The sequence below is a fragment of the Rhodococcus sp. IEGM 1305 genome (assembly GCF_030058635.1).
GTDB lineage: Bacteria > Actinomycetota > Actinomycetes > Mycobacteriales > Mycobacteriaceae > Rhodococcus_F > Rhodococcus_F opacus_D.
In genome coordinates this window covers 1-17,099 of record NZ_JASHKX010000019.1, presented here as the reverse complement: position 1 = coordinate 17,099, position 17,099 = coordinate 1, and the positions used below count along the sequence as shown (strand labels likewise).

The window sequence follows — 17,099 nt, the reverse complement described above, 5'->3', positions numbered from 1 at the left end:
ATGTCTCGTCGTCCGGGCTCTGTGAGGCTCGAACGCAGTGCTGTGTCCGGCGGTTCGAGAGACGGGGTGATGCATGCCTTCCGTGGGAGCGTCGCTGTTCTGGATCGTGGCATGCGCCGTGATCGCCCCGCTGCTCGCCGGGTTGTTTCCCCGGAAGCTGGTGCCCGAGGTGGTACTTCTGCTCGTCGCCGGGATCGTCATCGGCCCCCACGTGTTCGACATTGCGGTCGAGGGCAGTGAGATCGAGCTGCTGCGCGACCTGGGGCTGGGTCTGCTCTTCCTGCTGGCCGGGTACGAGATCGACACGGCCGAGATCACCGGTCGCGGCGGCAGGAGGGCCCTGCTGACGTGGCTGGTCTCGCTGGCCCTGGCGTTCGCGGTGGTGTCGCTGCTGAGCCTCGTCCACGTGGTCGACGCCGGAACCGCGGTGGCCATTGCCCTGACGTCGACGGCGCTCGGCACGCTGCTCCCGATCCTTCGTGACGCGGGCGCCCTCGACACCCGGCTGGGCCGGACGATCCTCAATCACGGCGCGTTCGGCGAACTCGGACCCGTCGTCGCCATGGCGGTTCTGCTCGGCTCCCGAGGGTCCGTGGCGTCCATCGTGGTCCTCGGACTGTTCACGGCCGCGGCGGTGCTGGTCGCGTTCATCCCCGCCCGAGTGCGGCGGGAGGGTTCCCGGATCACCGCGATCATCCGGTCGGGATCGGAGACGACGTCGCAGACCACGGTGCGACTGACCATGCTGCTCCTCGTCGCACTCACCGTGCTCGCGGCGTCGTTCGGGCTCGACACGATCCTCGGTGCCTTCGCGGCGGGGTTCATCCTGCGGCGGGCCACGCCCGAAGGCGACGAAACGCTCGAAACGAAGCTCGACGGCCTGGCGTTCGGGTTCCTGATCCCGATCTTCTTCGTGACGTCCGGCATGGCCATCGACGTCGCCGCGGTGGCGTCCGAACCCGGCGTCCTCATCGCGTTCGTCCTGCTGATCCTGCTGGTGCGGGCAGGCCCGGTCTATTTCGCCGGGAGATTCGACCGGGGTGCCGACGGCACGGATCCACCCTTCACCGCCCGCGAACGCACCCAGCTGGCGCTGTACGCGGGAACCGGCCTGCCGCTGATCGTGGCCGTCACCGGAGTGGCCGTCGACTCCGGTGACATGACGTCCGCCAACGCCTCCGTGCTCGTCGCGGCCGGCGCGATCACCGTCCTCCTCTTCCCGCTCGCCGCGTCGCTGCTCGCACCGAGCCCCGAACCGGCGGCCGATTCGGGGCTTCCACGAGGAGACCAGAACCCCGGGAGCCGACAGTGACTCGAACCGAGACGACGCAGGCGCCGGCCCGCGCGACGCTGATCCTCGCGACCCTGATCCTCGTCGCCGCCGTCGCCAACCTGAATCTGTCGGTCGCGAACGTCGCGCTCCCCGACATCGGCCGCGCTTTCGACGCGAGTCAGACGCAGCTGAACCTCGTCGCCGTGGCGTACTCCCTCGGGCTCGCCGCGTCGGTCCTCTATCTGGGGGCGCTCGGCGACCGCTACGGGCGTAAACAGATGCTGGTGCTCGGCATGGCGCTGTCGCTGCCGGCGTCGGCGATCGCGGGCTTCGCCGGGAACTTCGAAATACTGTTCCTCGCACGTGTTCTCGGCGGTGTCTCCGCCGGGCTCGCGTTCCCCACCACGCTCGCGATCATCACCGCGCTGTGGTCGGGACCGCCCCGGACCAAGGCGATCGCACTGTGGTCGGCGCTCGGTGGTGCGATCTCCTCGCTCGGGCCGATCGTGTCGGGCGCGCTGCTCGAGCACTTCCATTGGGGCTCGGTGTTCCTCGTGACCCTTCCGCTCGCCGCTCTCGCCCTCGTCGCCGCCATCCTGTGGGTGCCCGCCCACGTCAACGAGACGACCGATCCCGTCGACAATCTCGGCGGCATCATCTCCGTCGTCTTCATCGCCGCCCTCATCCTCGCGATCAATTTCGCGCCGGTGGACGGTGCCGGGGCGCTCGCCGTCGGTCTCGGGTTGATCGCACTCGCCGCGGGAGCCGCGTTCTTCCTGCAGCAACGACGGGCGGCGCACCCACTGTTCGATCTGCACGTCGCCGCCCGACCGACGTTCTGGGTGGCCGCCGTCGGCGGGGTGATCGTGTTCGGCGCGTTGATGGGTGCGATGTTCATCGGGCAGCAGTTCCTCCAGAACGTGCTCGGGTACTCCACGCTCGCCGCCGGATCGGCGATCATTCCGGCGGCCGTCGCGATGGTCGTCGTCGCACCCCGCTCCGCGAAACTCGTCGAATCGCACGGCGCCCGGTTCACACTGCTGCTCGGCTACCTGTTCGTCGTCCTCGGACTGGTTGTCGCGCTGGTGTGGTGGGACGAGGACGCAACCTTCTGGTGGGTGGCTCTCGCGTACGCGTTCGTGGGCATCGGGGTCGGGTTCGCCGGCACCCCGGCGTCGCGGTCGCTCACCGGTTCGGTGCCGGTGTCGCGGGCGGGCATGGCGTCCGGCACCTCCGACCTGCAACGCGACCTCGGCGGCGCGATCATGCAGTCGATCCTCGGAGCGGTGCTCACCGCCGGCTACGCGAAGTCGCTGTCGGCCACGATCGCCTCGTCGCCGGACTCGAGCCAGATCACCCCGGAAACCCAAGCGGCGCTCACGAAGTCGTATTCCAGCGCCGAAGTGCTCGCGGAACGTTATCCGCAGTACGCCGAGCAGATCATCGCGGCCGCCCGCAACGCCTTCCTCGACGGCGACGATCGGGCGTACCTCGCCGCGATCCTGGTGGTGTGCGCGGGGGCCGTGGTGGTGTTCTTCTTCTACCCGCACCGGGAGAAGGAGAAGCGGCTGCTGGCCGAATACGCGACCGACAGAGCACAGTAGGGCGAATGTATCGCCGGTCGCCTCAGAAGCGCCGAAAGGTACATTCACCCGGCGGTCGCGGAGTAAGTTCCCGGGAGGGGCACCTCGACGACGGGACGCACGATGACAGCTCAGGTCGTGACCAGGACGAATCGGCGACGCGGCCTCGCGGCGGCCGCAGCGGCCCTGCTGCTGATAGTGCCCGCGGCGTGCTCCGACGACTCCTCCTCCACGGGCACCTCCGCTACCTCCACGACGACGCAGACGGGATCACCGAACGCCGGGGCCGACGCGCAGATCGACCCCGGTGTCGCGGACCGACTCGACGAGGCGATCGAGAAGACGATGTCGATGGCGTCGATTCCCGGCGCGATTGTGGGCGTGTGGGGGCCCGATGGCGACTACGTGAAGGCGTTCGGCGTCGCCGACAAGACGACGGGCGCGCCGATGGAGACCGATTTCTTCCACCGAATCGGCAGTGTGACAAAGACGTTCACGGTCACGGGTCTGTTGCAGCTGGTCGACGAAGACAAGGTTGCGCTCGACGACCCCATCTCGAAGTACGTGGAGGGCGTGCCGCTGGGTGATCAGATCACGCTGCGCCAGCTTGCCCGGATGCAGAGCGGGCTGGCGAACTACTCGGCGAACGAGGACTTCCAGAAGGCGTTGCTCAGCGACCCGCAGGCCGCGTTCACCCCGCAGCAACTGCTGGGGTACGCGTTTGCGCAACCCGCGACGTTCCCACCCGGGCAGGGATTCGAATACTCCAACACGAACACGACCCTGCTGGGACTTGTCATCGAGAAGGTCAGCGGGCTGCCGCTCCCGGAGTACGTGACGCAGAAGATCGTTCAGCCGCTGAAGATGGCGGACACGAGCTTCCCGACCACCAACGCGTTCCCCGAACCGCACGCGCAGGGTTACACCGAGCAGACCTTGGACGACAAGGAAGCCGTGGCCACCGACTGGAATCCGTCCTGGGGATGGGCGGCGGGCGCGATGATCTCGACCCTCGACGACCTGCACATCTGGGCGCCCGCGCTGGCCACCGGCACACTGCTGCAGCCGGCCACACAGGCGCAACGGCTCGAGACGGTCAACGCGCCGGGTCTGGCGTCGGACGTCGGCTACGGGCTGGGCATCTTCGACGTCGCCGGCTGGATCGGGCACAACGGCAGCCTCCCCGGGTATCAGACGGTCTGCGTCTACCTTCCGGAGCAGGAGACCACCCTCGCGATCATGATCAACACCGACGTCCCCTACCAGGGCAGCGAACCGAGCACCGCGCTGGCGGGGGCCGTCACGGAGATCATCTCGCCGGAACACATCTACAAGCTCAGCGCCGGAGTGCAGAATCCGGACGCGTCGACCCCGGCCACGCCGACGCCCTCGGAGGCCCCGGCGACATCCTCGACCTCCGCCCCGCCGACCAGCTGACCCCATGTGAGTGGCAAAGCGTGCGCGAGCACACTTTGCCACTCACATGCCCTCCCGCGGCGGTAGCGTGCTGGGCATGACGATTCTCGTGACGGGGGCAACCGGGAACATCGGCAGAATGCTCGTCGACCACCTGCTCGCGCGGGGTGCGACGGACGTCCGGGCCCTCACGAATCATCCTGACAAGGCGCAACTTCCGGGCTCGGTCACCGTCGTCGAGGGATACCTCCGCAGGCTCGACAGCCTGCCCGCGGCGTTCGAGGGTGTCGATTCCCTCTACCTCGCACCGACTCCCGACACCGCCCCGGACGCGCTCGCCCTGGCGAAGCAGGCCGGGGTCCGGCACGTCGTCGACCTGTCCGGTCCTCACGACGGCCATTGGGGTGACGTCGCACGGGCCGTCGAGGCGTCCGGCATCGAGTGGACGCACCTGTGGCCCGGCGAGTTCATGGAAAACGCGGGAATCCTGGCACCGCAGATCGCCGCAGGAGACACCGTGCGTGAGCCGTACCCGACGGCGGCGAACGCGCCGATCGCCATGAACGACATCGCCGAGGTCGCGGCCGTCGCTCTCCTCGAGTCCGGGCACGTCGGCGCGTCGTACGAACTCACCGGCCCCGAGACGATCACCCGCGCCGAGATCGTCCGACAACTCGGCGCCGCCCTCGGCCGGAACATCGAGTACCGGCAGGTGTCGCTGGACGAGGCCGTCGACGTCCTGACGCCGGCGATGGGGGAGTACGCACGCTGGTACCTGGAAGGGATGGCGAGCCTGGTCGACGCTCCCCAGCAGGCGAACTGGCTCGTCGAACAACTCACCGGACGCCCCGCGACCACCTTCGCGCAGTGGGCGTCGGCGCACGTCGACGAGTTCCGCTGAGGCCTCAGCGGGTCGGGGTGAGCGCGATGACGGGGATCGGCCGATCCGTCTTCTTCTGATAGTCGCTGTACCGGCCGTGGTTGATCGCGTTCATCGTCGCCCACATCCGGTCGTAATCCGGGTCGCCCGGCAGAACCTTCCGCGCCGCCACGGTGATGTGGTCGCGGCCTACCTAGATCTCGCAGGTCGGCGCGGCCAGCACGTTGTGCATCCACGCGGGCGACGTGGGCGCACCGCCCTTCGACGCGACGACCAGAAAGCGCGCGCCGTCGCGGCCGTACGTCAACGCGGACGTGCGCGGTTGCCCGGACTTCCGGCCGACACTGTGCAGCAGCAGGGTCGGCATCCCGAACAGCAACCGATACCCCACCCATCCGCCGCTGCGTTCGTAGACGAACTGATGCAGCTGAAGGGCTTTCACGAACAAGTCGGCCACGGCGTCCTCGTCTCGGCACTCGGAACAGATCGTGCCCACACAGTAGACCGTCGTCAGGCCCGGCGAACTGCGTGCAGAACGGTGTCGTGAACGGTGACGGGTTGTCCCTCGGGGTCGTGCGCCTCACGCGAGGGTGCCGCCGACACCAGGATGTCCCACTCCGCGGGGTCCAGCACGGCAGCGACCTGTTCCGGTGCGAACAGCATGTCGGGAACATTGGGCCGCCCGACGGACGTCTCCGGATCGGAAGGGTGATGTCCGACGACGAGAAGTCGCCCGCCTCGTCGGACCGCTCCGGCGAGGCGACGGTGCAGGGTCTCGCGGGCAGGCCCAGGCAGGTGCATGAAATGTGCCGACACCAGGTCGAATCGGTGGGTCGGCGGCTCCCACTCCAGGATGTCGGCCTGCTCCCACGTCGTCCGGTCCGCGATGTCGGCGCCGGCCGCGGCGGCCCGTTCCACCGCCACCGTGGACACGTCCACTCCGGTGACGTTCCATCCGCGGGCCGCCAGCCAGATCGCGTCGGCGCCCTCGCCGCTGCCCACGTCCAGGGCGCTGCCCGGGGCCACGTCCGCGACCTGCTCGACGAGGTGCGGGTTGGGTCATGCTCCCACTGTGGCCGCCGGGCCCGCCGAACAGGGAATCCCGTTGCCGGAGCGGCAACCGATTACGGGCTGGAGAACGTGTAGATGCGGCAACCGCTCATGTTCGCCGCCGACACGACCCCGTCGGCACGCGCGTAGTCGCCCTTCGAGGCAAGGTTGTTCGCGAGGGCGGCCTGGTCGTCGCAGAAACTCTGGTCCGTCGGGTTGGCTGGGGGATTGCTGATGTAGGTGTCGCCCGGTGCAGCCACCGCAAAGGGTGCCGGACCGACGAGTGGGACGGCCGCTGCTGCAAAGGCAATGGAGGCCGCCGCGACGATTCGGCGGATCATCATGCTCCTCCGAAGGGGGTCCGAATGGTTGCTGTTGAGACCATCCTGCACCGATCCGTCGTCGGCGACCAGACCCCTAGGGGTGGAAAATTCAACACCTCGACCTGCCACCGCCTGCGAAGTGGGGGTCACGCGTCGTCCAGGGCTTCCTGGACCCTGTTCGCCGCGACCACCGGATTCTCGTGCTCCCAGACCCGCACCACCGTCCACCCGGCGTCGGTCAGCCTCGTGTCGGTGTCACGGTCGCGGGTGACGTTCCCGGCGAGTTTCTCGGCCCACCACTGCGCGTTGTTCTTCGGGAACGTGGCGTGCTGCGGGCACCTGTGCCAGAAGCACCCGTCCACGTACACGGCCACCTTCCGCCGCGGAAACACCAGGTCGGCGCGCCGCCGGACGCCCTTCATCGGCGCCCGGTCCACGTAGTACCGGACCCCGCGCCGGTGCAGTTCCCTGCGGAGTGCGAGTTCGGGTGCGGTGTCGCGACGCCGCTGCGCCCGCATCCGGGCGCTGGTTGTGGGATCGGTGGCGGGCATCGCGGGTCCGTCCGCTACGCGGCGGCCTCGGGGAAGCCGCCCATGCGGTCGAGGTGGCTCTCGACGTCGTCGATGAACCCCGGAACGAAACGCAGATTGCCCATCCGCGCCCGCTTCAGGAAGCCGGCGGTCGCGCGGGCCGACAGCAGCCGGGTGTCCTCCAGGAATCCGCTGAGATCCTCGTACGGCTCCTGCACCGGCCACGTCGAGGTGTGCACCCGGAACGCCTGACGATTGCTACCCCACGCTGCCACCGGCCACGCGTCGCCGGGCTTCATCGGCGTCTCGATACCCCGCTCGTAGTCCGCCGGCTCGAGCAGACGCCGACCGACCCACGACGCCATCCGCACACTCACCGCGTTGCCGACGAGCTTCCACCGATGACTGTTCCGCAACCCGGGGACCAGCGCGGCGGGCGCCGTCCAGTCGGGGTCGAAGCCCTGCAGGCGTTCGGCGTCCACGAGCCCGGGCGTCACGATCTCGCCCGACGGCAGTCGCACGGCGGGCGGGCTCGCGATACCGACGGACGAACCGCCCTTCAGCGTGGGAACCGCGTTGACCGCCCACCCGAGACCGCGGGTGCCCTCGGTCCAATAGAAACCGCACGGGAAGTCGGCATGGTCGTCGACGGGGCGTTCCCCGGCGTCCTCACCGAACAGCACCGCGCGGGGGTCCTCGGTGCGCGAGGCGAGCATCAGGACCCGCTGGCGGCGCTGAGGGAGCCCGAACGCGCGCGCATCGACCACCCGGTACGCCCACGTGTAACCGAGGTCCTCGAGGGCGTCCGTGATATGCCTCATAGCCGCCCCGCGCCCCAGCTGCAGCATGAACGGCACGTTCTCGATCAGGAGCCAGCGAGGACCCTTCTTCCGCTTCACCAACCGGAACACCTCGTCGACGAGGCCGGAACGCGAACCCGTGATACCGGCGGTCCGGCCCGCCTGCGAGAGGTCCTGGCACGGGAAACCGGCGGCGACGAGTTCGATGTCCTGGGGGAGGGAACGCAGCTTGGTGACGTCGGAATGCACAGGGACGTCCGTGAATCGGGTACGCAGAACCGCCTGGGCGCCCGGGTCGATCTCACAGAGCAGTTCGGTGTTCCAGCCGTGCTCTCTCAGACCCAACTCGAGCCCGCCGATACCGGCGAACAGGCCCACCATGCTCCCGGTTGACGTCACGGCACCCTTCCTCACGAACCAGTCACCCGAGAACGTTACTCGAGATCTGTGCCTGCTTTGACCAACGACCCGTGAGTACTTGTTAACCGCGGGGGGTTAATAAGTACTCACGGGTGGCGAAGCCACATAGACTTCGTGTAGGTGGGAGCACAGGGAGGCGCCATGATCTCGGGTTTCCGGATCTCGGGTTTCCGGAACCGGTCGCACCTCCTGCGCGACGCCCAGGGAAGCGGCCTCGTCGAAGCGTTCGTCATCATCGGGATCGTCACGATCCTGCTCACCCGCGCCTACCTGCACCTCACCGGTTACCCGCAGGTCGGGGGCTCGTCGCTGCACATCGCGCACGTCCTGTGGGGCGGGCTCGGCATGGTCGTGGCCCTGGTGACCGTGTTCTCGTTCCTCGGGATGAAACCGCGCGTCCTGGGCGTGGTGATCGGCGGCATCGGGTTCGGGTTGTTCCTCGACGAGATCGGCAAGTTCGTCACCAAGACCAACGACTACTTCTACCGGCCGTCCGTCGCGATCATGTACGTGGTGGTCGTCGTGTTGCTGCTGGTCAACCGGTCGCTGCACGACGTCCGGCCGCCGACCCCGACGGAGGACGTCGCCAACGCCGCCGCCATCGCGCTCGGCGGCCTGGACCGTGGTCTGGACCACGTGCGCCGGGAGCAGGCGCTGGCGCAACTGCGCCGGGCGGCCGCCGCCGGCGCGGACGAGGCGACGCTGACATCGGTTCGGGATCTGCTCGCCCACTGCCCGGACCGGAACGGCCGGACCGTGCCCACGGCCCGGGAGCTGGCCCGGCGCGCTACCCCCGCCTTCGCCAAGGGGCCCGGCATGCTGTGGACCGCGGCCGTACTCCTCACCCTGTTCTCCACCCTGGGACTGCTCAGCGCCGTGGTCACGCTCGACGAGGACCTCCGCGGCGACGAAGGAACGGACATCACGACGGTCGGCCAGCTCACCGGGTCCGCGATCGCGTTCGTCCTGTGCTGGTCGGCGATCGTGCGACTGCGGAACGGGAAGCTGTGGCCGTTGCAGTTCCTGCGGGCCGCGGCCCTGGTCACGGTGTTGCTCACCGAGGTGTTCGACTTCGTCGCCCAGGAGTTCGGGGCATTGCTGAACGTGGCGGTCGGACTCGGCGCCCTCGTCGTCTTCTCGTCGCGCATCGCGGTCACGGAACGAGCCCGGGCATTGGCTCTCGACAACTCTGCTGCAACGAAACTCGGCCCGTTGCCACCCCGGGAGCCGTCGTCGCTTACCGTAGACAGGTGAGCATCCAAGCCTCCGGTGCCTCGACCTGGCCCGCAGTACTGACGTGGCGGGCGGACAACGCACCCCGAATGGAATCGGTGCGCGTCCAGCTGGGCGGCGACCGCATCAAGGCAGCAGGCCGGATCATCGGCGGCGAGTGCCCCGAGCATCCGGCGTTCAGCGCGTCCTACGACCTCGTCACCGACGAAAGCGGCGTCACCCGCCGGCTGTCGCTGCGGACGTCCGTCGCGGCCGGTGAACGGCAGATGTCGATCAGCCGCGACGAAGAGGGCACGTGGATGGTGGAGCACGGCGCCAACCACCAGCGGTCCACGTTTGACGGCGCCCTCGACGTCGACATGGTGCTCAGCCCGTTCTTCAACGCCCTGCCCATCCGGCGGTACGGACTGCACCTCGGATCCGAGGACGTCGAGGTCCCCGTCGTCTACGTGAACCTCCTGGACCTGCGGGTCGAGGGCGCGATCCTCACCTACAGCAGCGGTCCGGACGGCATCCACGTGCTGTCGCCGGTGTCGAGTTCCTCGGTGACCGTCGACCGTGACGGGTTCATCATCGACTACCCGGGCCTGGCCGAACGGATCTAGGCGCTCCGCGCCCGTGCGCCTTTTTGGTAGCTCCGGCAACCAGAAAGGCTCACAGGCGGCGGAGCCGCCCTCCCCGCCGACCCGCATCACGCATGTCGTCGATCCAGCCTTCGCGGCCGGGAACGATGCCGGTGATCTCCCACGTCTCCTGGTTGTCGTACGTCAGGCGAGCGGTGTGGCCGGCCTCGACGAGCGTCGCCGTCGACGACTGGTCCGCCAGTTCGGTCCGCGCGTCCTGCAGCAGTACCAGCGCCTCGTCCAGGGCGATCAGCAGGGCGTCCCGGTTGCCTTCGCACATGGCCCGGACGAGTCCGGGCGCGCTGCCGGCCACGCGGGTGCCGTCGCGGAACGAGCCGGCCGCCAGACCCAGGGCGAGCGGTCCGCCGCGGGCACCGGTGATCGCGAGGGTTTCGGCCAGTAGGTGCGGCAGGTGCGAGATGCGTGCGACCGCCCGGTCGTGTTCGGCGGACTCGGCGGGTACGACGACGGAACCGCAGTCCAACGCGAGTTGCGCGACCTGTGTCCAGATGGCGGGGTCGACGCCGTCGTCGGTGCCGACCACCCATACGGCCTCCCGGAACAGGTCGGCGCTGCCGACGCTCCACCCGGACGCCGACGTTCCCGCCATCGGGTGACCGCCCACGTAGCGGTCGGCGAGTCCCTGACGGGCTGCCGCCGCCGCGACCTCCGCCTTGACGCTGACGACGTCGGTGATCGAGCAGTTCGGGGCGTACAGGGCGATCGCGGTGAGGGTGGCGGCGACGGCGGGCACGGGGACCGCGATCACGATCAGCGCCGACTCGGCCGACGCGCGCTGGAGCACCGCGACCAGATCGGTGTCGGCGTCGAAACCGTCCGCCCGGGCGGCGTCGACGGACGGCGCGGATCGGTTGTGACCCCACGCTTCGCGGCCGGCCCGGACCGCCGCACGCAGCAGTGAACCGCCGATCAAGCCCAGGCCGAGCACGCACACCGGAGGTGCGGAAGGGGTATCAGACACCCGAACAGGTTGGCACATTCGAGTGCGGACTTCATTTACCGGCACCCCGCGGGCTACCGTTGCGCTCATGGGTGCACAGCGCGCGGAAAACAACAGCGCCTCCTCGGATCGGGCAGAGGATCTGGAGGGCTTCGGTGTCGCGGTAGTACACGAGGACGGCCGGTGGAAGGTCAAGGCCCTCACTTCGGCTGCTCTGACCAGTCTCAGCGTCGCGGAGGAGGAGCTTCGGGCCCTCCGTAGCGCGGGCGCGTTCTTCGGTCTGCTGGACGTGGACGACGAATTCTTCGTCGTGCTCCGGCCTGCGCCGTCGGGAACGCGTCTGCTGCTGTCCGACGCCACCGCGGCCATCGACTACGACATCGCCGCCGACGTCCTCGAGGCGCTCAACGTCGAGGTCCCGGACATCGACCCGGACGAACTCGACGACATCGAGCCGTGGGAGGAAGGCGACCTGTCGCTGCTCGCCGACCTCGGTCTGCCCGAACCCGTTCTGGCTGTCATCACGTCCGAGACGGACCTGTATCCCGACGAGCAGCTCGGGATGATCGCGCAGCGGCTCGGGTTCACCACGGAGCTGGCCGGGGTTCTCGACAAGCTTCCCCGGTAGTTCCACGCGCCGTGACTCTTCAGGACGACGAGCGGATGATCCGCGCGGCGATCGAGGCGGCCCGCGCCGCCACCGACGCCGACGTGCCCGTGGGTGCGGTGGTGTTCGACGCCGACGGTGTGGAGGTGTCGCGGGCCGTGAACTCGCGGGAGGCGATGTCGGATCCGACGGCGCACGCGGAGATCATCGCGTTGCGGGCCGCAGCGCGGGTGTACGGCGACGGGTGGCGCCTCGAGGGGGCGACGCTCGCGGTGACGCTGGAGCCGTGCACCATGTGCGCGGGTGCGCTCGTGCTGGCCCGGATCTCCCGGGTGGTGTTCGGGGCATGGGAGCCGAAAACCGGTGCGGTCGGCTCACTGTGGGATGTGGTCCGCGACCGCCGTCTCACCCACCGACCGCAGGTCAGGGGCGGTGTTCTCGAGGACGAATGCGCCGGCATCCTCGAAGACTTCTTTCGTGAACGGCGCTGACCGGTTTCAAACTCTTTCGTGGGGTACTCGACACTATGTGGCCGGGTCCGCATGACCCGTGCTTCTCTGGAGACAGGCGCCGACGAGGCGCCGCCGGACCCGTCCCCGGGTTCGAAATCGGATTCACGGAGGTATCTCGTGGGAATCGCAGACAAAGCTTCGAACAAGGCGGAAGACCTCAAGGGCCAGGCGAAGGAAGCCACCGGCAAAGCCACTGGCGATCCGGACCTGCGCGACGAGGGCAAGGCCGACCAGGCGTCCTCGGCGGTGAAGGATGCCGGCGAGAAGGTCAAGGACGCCGCCAAGAACCTCAAGGACAAGCTGAGTTAAACGGCTTCACCTGGCGATTTCGGGCTCGGGCGTCACATCCGGTAAAGTCACCGGCGGTGGCGTGTCCGAGCGGCCTAAGGAGCACGCCTCGAAAGCGTGTGACGGGTAACCCCCGTCCGAGGGTTCAAATCCCTCCGCCACCGCCAAGGCTCCCCACCTGCACACGCAGGTGGGGAGCTTTTTTGTGTATCCGGGCCGGGGATATTCGTTAGCGTGTCCTGGAGGGAAGGGGCAGGCGACATGCGCATCGACTCGACGGGCAGAACGGCGCTGGTCACCGGATCGACGCAGGGCATCGGCGCCGCGATCGCAGCGGGCCTCGCCCGCTCCGGCGCGCGGGTGGCGATCAACGGCCGCACCGAGAAATCCGTGGGCGAGGCGATCGAACGACTGCGGGCCGAGGTCCCGGACGGCGAATTCGTTCCGGCGGCCGCCGACGTCACGACGGACGAGGGCGCGCGGCGGGTCCTGGAGATCGTTCCGGGCGTCGACATCCTCGTCAACAATCTCGGGATCTTCGGCTCCCAGCCGGCCCTGGAGATCGACGACGACGAGTGGCGGCGTTACTTCGAGGTGAACGTGCTGTCGGCGATCCGGCTGACCCGCCTGGTCCTGCCCGGCATGGTCGAACGGTCCTGGGGCCGGGTCCTCGACATCGCCAGTGACTCCGCGATCGTCATTCCCGCCGAGATGATCCACTACGGGATGTCGAAGACGGCGCTGCTGGCGGTCTCGCGGGGCTTCGCGAAAGAGGCGGCGGGGACGGGGGTCACGGTCAATTCGGTGCTGGCCGGCCCCACCCACACCGGCGGCGTGGAGGATTTCGTCTACAGCCTGGTCGACACGGACCTGCCGTGGGACGAGGCGCAGCGCGAGTTCATGAGGAAGTACCGGCCGCAGTCGTTGCTGCAGCGCCTCATCGAGCCGGAGGAGATCGCGAACATGGTCGTGTACCTCAGTTCGGCGCAGGCGTCGGCGACCACCGGCGCCGCGGTGCGGGTCGATGGCGGCTACATCGATTCCATCGTCCCGTGACCGACGTTCACAGCCCTCTCCCAGGTCGTACCGAGTGACATCCATTGAAGCTGCAACTAGCCTGATCCCATGAAAAAGCTGTGGTGGTTGGTCGGCGCAGTCGTCATCGTCGTGATCGCGGTGCTGGTGGGCCCGTGGTTCTACGGCCAATTCATCGCAGAGGACGACGCACCGGCGGCCTCGGTGTCGACCGAGGGCGCGGAGGCGGCCACCGGAGCGGTCGACGGGCAGTGGACCGTCACGCCGGGGCAGGGCTCCAATCAGACGGCCGCGGGGTACACCGTCCACGAGATCCTCAACGGCGCCAGCGTCACCGTGGTCGGGTCGACGGGCGACGTGACCGGCAACGCGACCGTCGAGGGTGAGAAACTCACCGCGGGCGAGGTGACCGTGCAGGTGGCGACCATCGCGACCGATCAGTCCCGCCGCGACAACCAGTTCCGCGGCAACGTCATGGACACGGGCACGTTCCCGACCGCCACGTTCACGGTCGATTCCCCGGTCGATCTGTCGGGGCTGCCTGCGGACGGTTCCGTGGGAACGGTTTCCGCGCAGGGCACGCTGACGCTCAAGGGGCAGTCGCGTCCGGTGACCGTCGACATCGACGTGCTGCGTTCCGGCGACGACCTCATCGCCTCGGGCAGCATCCCGGTCACCTGGACGGACTTCGGTGTGACGCCGCCGTCACTGGGCTTCGTGACCGTGGACGGCAACGGCACGGTCGACTTCCTGGTCAGCTTCGCGCGTTCCTGACGGCGCCCACCCGGGCGGCCCGAACACGTAGCCCAGCTTGTCGCGCCACGACGACGCCCGGCGCCAGTCCCGGACGATGGCACCGTATTCGCGGGTCTGCAGCTTCCAGATGTTGTAGGTGCCCACCGGTGTCGTGAGTCCGTAGGTGGGGCGGTGGGTTTCGGGTTGGAACGTGCCGAACATCCGGTCCCACACGATGAGGATGCCTGCGTAGTTGCGGTCGAGGTATTCGGGGTCGCAGCCGTGGTGAACGCGGTGGTGCGAGGGAGTGTTGAATACGAACTCGACGGGCCGGGGCAGCTTGTCGATGCGCTCGGTGTGGACGAAGAACTGGTAGACGAGGTTCACGGAAAATCCGATGAACACCATCCACGGCGGAATGCCGATCAGCGGCAACGGAATCCACATCAGGATTTCGGCGCTGTTGTTCCACTTCTGGCGGAGCGCGGTGGAGAAGTTGAAGTACTCACTCGAATGGTGCGCCTGGTGGGTGGCCCAGATCAGGCGGATGCGGTGCGCCATCCGGTGATACGCGTAGAACAGCGCGTCGACGCCGAGGATGAGGATCGCCCAGGTGTACCAGGCGTCCGCGGGTAGGTGCCACGGCGCGAGGTACACCCAGATGGCGGAGTACCCGATCAGGGCCAGTAGCTTCCAGAACGTGGTCGTCAGGATGGACACGGCGCCCATTGACACGCTCGCCCGCGCGTCGCGGCGCTCGTAACCGCCGCGCACCGGGCGGGACCGTCCGTCGGGGTCGAATGTCGCGTCCTCGAGGTGCCGGGCTGCGAACCATTCGATGGCGAGGAACAGCACGAACGCCGGGATGGCCAGCGTCACCGGCTCGTGCAGGGGCGTCAGCAGCGCCGAATTCCACGCCGACGTCACGGTCTCCCACATGCTGCTTCCTCCACACAAGACGATCGTCCAGTTCAATGTACCTCGGAGTGACACGCATCACTATTCGCCCCGATCCGAAGAGGCAGACAAAGTGCTCATTGGATGCGCACTTTGCCGCGGAGAATGAATTCCGTCAGCAAGAACCGGATCAGTCGAAGGGATTCATCATGTTGCGAGGACTCACCACCGTCAGCCTCTTCGCCGACGACATCGCGGCGGCCCGCGATTGGTACAGCGCGCTGCTCGGTATCGCCCCCTATTTCGAACGCCCCGACTCCGAGAACCCGGCGTACATCGAATACCGGATCGGCGACTACCAGCACGAGCTCGGCATCATCGACCGTCGATACGCCCCGCACGCAGCAGCGGACAGCCCGTCCGGCGTGGTGGTGTTCTGGCACGTCGACGACGTGACCGCCGCCGTCGAGAAGCTGCTGTCGATGGGGGCGAAAGAGCACGAGCCGCGCACCGAACGTGAGTCGGGATTCGTCACCGCCTCGGTCGTGGACCCGTTCGGCAACATCCTCGGCGTCATGTACAACCCGCACTACCTGGAGATTCTGGGTTCGCGCGGCGAAGCGTGAGTTGCCCGTTTTCATACTTGGGTGGTAGGAATTCGGTGTGCACATCACCGCAAAGGTGGACTACGCCGTGCGGACGCTGATCGAACTGGCCGCTGCCGGGCCGTCCCCGTCCAAGGCCGAGTTCCTGGCACAGTCGCAGACCATTCCGCACAAGTTCCTCGAGGCCGTCCTCGCCGACCTTCGGCGCGGGGGACTGGTCAACAGCAGACGTGGACCCGACGGCGGCTACTGGCTGGCCCGGCCCGCCGAGGACATCACGATCGCCGACGTCATCCGGACCGTCGAGGGTCCGCTCGCGTCGGTGCGGGGGGAGCGCCCCGAGGACGTCGACTACTGCGGGCCGGCCGCCAAACTGCAGGACGTGTGGATCGCCGTGCGGGTGAACCTGCGCGCCGTGCTCGAAAACGTGAGCCTCGCGGACGTGGCAAACGAGCAGCTGCCGGGTTTCCTCACCACCCTGACATCCGACCCGGGGGCCTGGGAGCGTCGCACCCGGCCGGCTACGACGGCTGACGAGGGCGCAGCGCGCGGCTGATCGTCCGGCCGGCCGCACGCACCAGGGGGACCAGCGCGTTCAGCGACGCGTTCTCCGCCGACACCACCAGCGACACGGCCGCGACCGCCGCTCCGGGACGCTCGAAGATCGGTGCCGCGACGGAGACCGCGTCCATGGTCACCTGACGATCACTGATCGCGACCTCGGATCGGCGGATCTCGGCGAGCGTCCGCCGCAGGACGACGGGGTCGGTGACGGTCCGCTCGGTGAACTTCTCGATTGGCCCGCTCAGCACCCGCTCTTGCACGTCGGCGGGCATGTACGCGAGCAGGGCAAGGCCGATACCGGACGCCGTCAGCGGGAACCTGCCGCCGACGCGGGTCTGGACGGGCACGGCCTTCTGTCCGGCGATGCGTTCGACGAACACGACCTCGGTGCCCTCGGCGATGCCGAGCTGGACGTTCTCCCGCGTGATCTGCGACAGGTCCTCCATCACCGGCATCGCCAGTTCGCGCAGCATCGTGCCGCGCGGGGCGAGCGACGCGATCTCCCACAGCTTGAGCCCGACCGTGAAGCGGCCGCTGCTGTCACGTTCGAGGGCGCCCCATTCGATGAGGTCGCTGGTCAGCCGGTGCACGGTGCTCAGCGGATATCCGGACTTCCGCGACAGATCGCTGAGGGTCAGCCGCGGTGTGGACGGGGTGAAGAGCTCGAGGAGCCGCAACGAGCGAATGGTCACCGATCCGGTGATCGCCATTACTCGTTCTCCGTCTCACAGTTCCAGCGTCAGACGTGGACAGCTCGCACGCGA

19 protein-coding genes, 1 tRNA gene and 2 pseudogenes are annotated in these 17,099 nt (G+C 68.3%); 14 read left to right on the top strand and 8 right to left on the bottom strand.

The window, feature by feature from the left end; translation table 11 throughout:
* The first annotated feature begins 73 nt into the window (after positions 1-73).
* The 4 genes from QM693_RS23440 to QM693_RS23425 all read left to right on the top strand — a co-directional run bounded on the left by QM693_RS23440 (position 74) and on the right by QM693_RS23425 (position 5,173).
* Positions 74-1,312 carry a cation:proton antiporter gene (locus QM693_RS23440; RefSeq protein WP_283353567.1) on the top strand — a complete coding sequence of 413 codons (1,239 nt, stop codon included), beginning with the start codon at positions 74-76 and terminating at the stop codon, positions 1,310-1,312.
* The gene (locus QM693_RS23435) at positions 1,309-2,877 is read left to right on the top strand and encodes an MFS transporter (RefSeq protein ID WP_283332692.1); all 1,569 of its coding nucleotides are present in this window, start codon (positions 1,309-1,311) and stop codon (positions 2,875-2,877) included. Before QM693_RS23440 ends, QM693_RS23435 begins: the two co-directional genes overlap by 4 nt.
* A gap of 102 nt (positions 2,878-2,979) precedes the next feature.
* Complete coding sequence (locus QM693_RS23430) at positions 2,980-4,293, top strand: serine hydrolase domain-containing protein (protein ID WP_283353566.1); 1,314 nt, start codon at positions 2,980-2,982, stop codon at positions 4,291-4,293.
* A gap of 76 nt (positions 4,294-4,369) precedes the next feature.
* The gene (locus QM693_RS23425) at positions 4,370-5,173 is read left to right on the top strand and encodes an NmrA family NAD(P)-binding protein (protein ID WP_283353565.1); all 804 of its coding nucleotides are present in this window, start codon (positions 4,370-4,372) and stop codon (positions 5,171-5,173) included.
* A gap of 4 nt (positions 5,174-5,177) precedes the next feature.
* Here the strand turns inward: QM693_RS23425 and QM693_RS23420 are convergent.
* The 5 genes and pseudogenes from QM693_RS23420 to QM693_RS23400 form a co-directional block, all read right to left on the bottom strand.
* Positions 5,178-5,609: pseudogene (locus QM693_RS23420) on the bottom strand (nitroreductase family deazaflavin-dependent oxidoreductase).
* A gap of 53 nt (positions 5,610-5,662) precedes the next feature.
* Positions 5,663-6,187 (bottom strand): annotated as a pseudogene (locus tag QM693_RS23415) (class I SAM-dependent methyltransferase); the annotation flags it as partial.
* An 89-nt stretch (positions 6,188-6,276) separates the two neighbouring features.
* On the bottom strand, positions 6,277-6,543 hold the full coding sequence (locus QM693_RS23410; RefSeq protein ID WP_280781821.1) for a hypothetical protein: 267 nt from the start codon (positions 6,541-6,543) through the stop codon (positions 6,277-6,279).
* 128 nt (positions 6,544-6,671) lie between these two features.
* Entirely contained in the window at positions 6,672-7,076 is a 405-nt protein-coding gene (locus tag QM693_RS23405) for a very short patch repair endonuclease (protein WP_283353564.1), read from the bottom strand.
* Positions 7,077-7,090: 14 nt separating this feature from the next.
* The gene (locus tag QM693_RS23400; RefSeq protein ID WP_005561219.1) at positions 7,091-8,236 is read right to left on the bottom strand and encodes a DNA cytosine methyltransferase; all 1,146 of its coding nucleotides are present in this window, start codon (positions 8,234-8,236) and stop codon (positions 7,091-7,093) included.
* 180 nt (positions 8,237-8,416) lie between these two features.
* Between QM693_RS23400 and QM693_RS23395 the strand changes: the two genes are divergently transcribed.
* Both QM693_RS23395 and QM693_RS23390 read left to right on the top strand, forming a co-directional pair.
* The gene (locus tag QM693_RS23395) at positions 8,417-9,529 is read left to right on the top strand and encodes a hypothetical protein (protein ID WP_283332852.1); all 1,113 of its coding nucleotides are present in this window, start codon (positions 8,417-8,419) and stop codon (positions 9,527-9,529) included.
* On the top strand, positions 9,526-10,113 hold the full coding sequence (locus QM693_RS23390) for a putative glycolipid-binding domain-containing protein (protein ID WP_283353563.1): 588 nt from the start codon (positions 9,526-9,528) through the stop codon (positions 10,111-10,113). The genes QM693_RS23395 and QM693_RS23390 overlap by 4 nt, the downstream gene beginning before the upstream one ends.
* Before the next feature lie 49 nt (positions 10,114-10,162).
* On the opposite strand, the gene QM693_RS23385 is transcribed toward QM693_RS23390, so the two are convergent.
* The gene (locus tag QM693_RS23385; RefSeq protein ID WP_283353562.1) at positions 10,163-11,131 is read right to left on the bottom strand and encodes a prephenate dehydrogenase; all 969 of its coding nucleotides are present in this window, start codon (positions 11,129-11,131) and stop codon (positions 10,163-10,165) included.
* Between the two features lie 49 nt (positions 11,132-11,180).
* On the opposite strand from QM693_RS23385, the gene QM693_RS23380 reads away from it, so the two are divergent.
* The 6 genes from QM693_RS23380 to QM693_RS23355 all read left to right on the top strand — a co-directional run bounded on the left by QM693_RS23380 (position 11,181) and on the right by QM693_RS23355 (position 14,308).
* Positions 11,181-11,720 (top strand): tRNA adenosine deaminase-associated protein, encoded by a 540-nt coding sequence (locus QM693_RS23380; RefSeq protein WP_037228037.1) that lies wholly within the window; start codon positions 11,181-11,183, stop codon positions 11,718-11,720.
* Positions 11,721-11,731: 11 nt separating this feature from the next.
* Positions 11,732-12,190: a nucleoside deaminase gene (locus QM693_RS23375; RefSeq protein ID WP_005561213.1), complete on the top strand. Its 459-nt coding sequence runs from the start codon at positions 11,732-11,734 to the stop codon at positions 12,188-12,190.
* Between the two features lie 138 nt (positions 12,191-12,328).
* Positions 12,329-12,520, top strand: coding sequence for a CsbD family protein (locus QM693_RS23370; protein ID WP_280781818.1), 192 nt, complete (start codon positions 12,329-12,331; stop codon positions 12,518-12,520).
* A gap of 55 nt (positions 12,521-12,575) precedes the next feature.
* Positions 12,576-12,666: transfer RNA gene (locus QM693_RS23365), tRNA-Ser, on the top strand.
* Positions 12,667-12,760: 94 nt separating this feature from the next.
* The gene (locus QM693_RS23360) at positions 12,761-13,555 is read left to right on the top strand and encodes an SDR family NAD(P)-dependent oxidoreductase (protein WP_280781817.1); all 795 of its coding nucleotides are present in this window, start codon (positions 12,761-12,763) and stop codon (positions 13,553-13,555) included.
* Between the two features lie 69 nt (positions 13,556-13,624).
* A complete protein-coding gene (locus tag QM693_RS23355) occupies positions 13,625-14,308 on the top strand; it encodes a YceI family protein (RefSeq protein WP_283353561.1) in 684 nt (227 codons plus the stop codon).
* On the opposite strand, the gene QM693_RS23350 is transcribed toward QM693_RS23355, so the two are convergent.
* Positions 14,240-15,208, bottom strand: a complete 969-nt coding sequence (locus tag QM693_RS23350) for a sterol desaturase family protein (protein ID WP_280781815.1) — start codon at positions 15,206-15,208, stop codon at positions 14,240-14,242. The two genes, QM693_RS23355 and QM693_RS23350, sit on opposite strands and share 69 nt — an antisense overlap.
* A 167-nt stretch (positions 15,209-15,375) precedes the next feature.
* Here QM693_RS23350 and QM693_RS23345 point away from each other — a divergent pair, with 167 nt between their 5' ends.
* Positions 15,376-15,792, top strand: coding sequence for a VOC family protein (locus QM693_RS23345; protein WP_280781814.1), 417 nt, complete (start codon positions 15,376-15,378; stop codon positions 15,790-15,792).
* 37 nt (positions 15,793-15,829) lie between these two features.
* Positions 15,830-16,327, top strand: coding sequence for an RrF2 family transcriptional regulator (locus QM693_RS23340; protein ID WP_005248742.1), 498 nt, complete (start codon positions 15,830-15,832; stop codon positions 16,325-16,327).
* Here QM693_RS23340 and QM693_RS23335 read toward each other — a convergent pair.
* Complete coding sequence (locus tag QM693_RS23335; RefSeq protein WP_283353560.1) at positions 16,293-17,045, bottom strand: IclR family transcriptional regulator; 753 nt, start codon at positions 17,043-17,045, stop codon at positions 16,293-16,295. The genes QM693_RS23340 and QM693_RS23335 overlap by 35 nt on opposite strands.
* Between the last annotated feature and the right edge of the window lie 54 nt (positions 17,046-17,099).

Excerpts from the sequence above, each read along its gene's own strand:
- QM693_RS23440 (WP_283353567.1), top strand. The coding sequence starts at position 74 with ATGCCTTCCGTGGGAGCGTCGCTGTTCTGGATCGTGGCATGCGCCGTG.
- QM693_RS23430 (WP_283353566.1), top strand. The coding sequence starts at position 2,980 with ATGACAGCTCAGGTCGTGACCAGGACGAATCGGCGACGCGGCCTCGCG.
- QM693_RS23425 (WP_283353565.1), top strand. The coding sequence starts at position 4,370 with ATGACGATTCTCGTGACGGGGGCAACCGGGAACATCGGCAGAATGCTC.
- QM693_RS23410 (WP_280781821.1), bottom strand. The coding sequence starts at position 6,543 with ATGATCCGCCGAATCGTCGCGGCGGCCTCCATTGCCTTTGCAGCAGCG.
- QM693_RS23405 (WP_283353564.1), bottom strand. The coding sequence starts at position 7,076 with ATGCCCGCCACCGATCCCACAACCAGCGCCCGGATGCGGGCGCAGCGG.
- QM693_RS23400 (WP_005561219.1), bottom strand. The coding sequence starts at position 8,236 with ATGGTGGGCCTGTTCGCCGGTATCGGCGGGCTCGAGTTGGGTCTGAGA.
- QM693_RS23395 (WP_283332852.1), top strand. The coding sequence starts at position 8,417 with ATGATCTCGGGTTTCCGGATCTCGGGTTTCCGGAACCGGTCGCACCTC.
- QM693_RS23385 (WP_283353562.1), bottom strand. The coding sequence starts at position 11,131 with ATGTGCCAACCTGTTCGGGTGTCTGATACCCCTTCCGCACCTCCGGTG.
- QM693_RS23380 (WP_037228037.1), top strand. The coding sequence starts at position 11,181 with ATGGGTGCACAGCGCGCGGAAAACAACAGCGCCTCCTCGGATCGGGCA.
- QM693_RS23360 (WP_280781817.1), top strand. The coding sequence starts at position 12,761 with ATGCGCATCGACTCGACGGGCAGAACGGCGCTGGTCACCGGATCGACG.
- QM693_RS23355 (WP_283353561.1), top strand. The coding sequence starts at position 13,625 with ATGAAAAAGCTGTGGTGGTTGGTCGGCGCAGTCGTCATCGTCGTGATC.
- QM693_RS23350 (WP_280781815.1), bottom strand. The coding sequence starts at position 15,208 with ATGTGGGAGACCGTGACGTCGGCGTGGAATTCGGCGCTGCTGACGCCC.
- QM693_RS23345 (WP_280781814.1), top strand. The coding sequence starts at position 15,376 with ATGTTGCGAGGACTCACCACCGTCAGCCTCTTCGCCGACGACATCGCG.
- QM693_RS23335 (WP_283353560.1), bottom strand. The coding sequence starts at position 17,045 with ATGGCGATCACCGGATCGGTGACCATTCGCTCGTTGCGGCTCCTCGAG.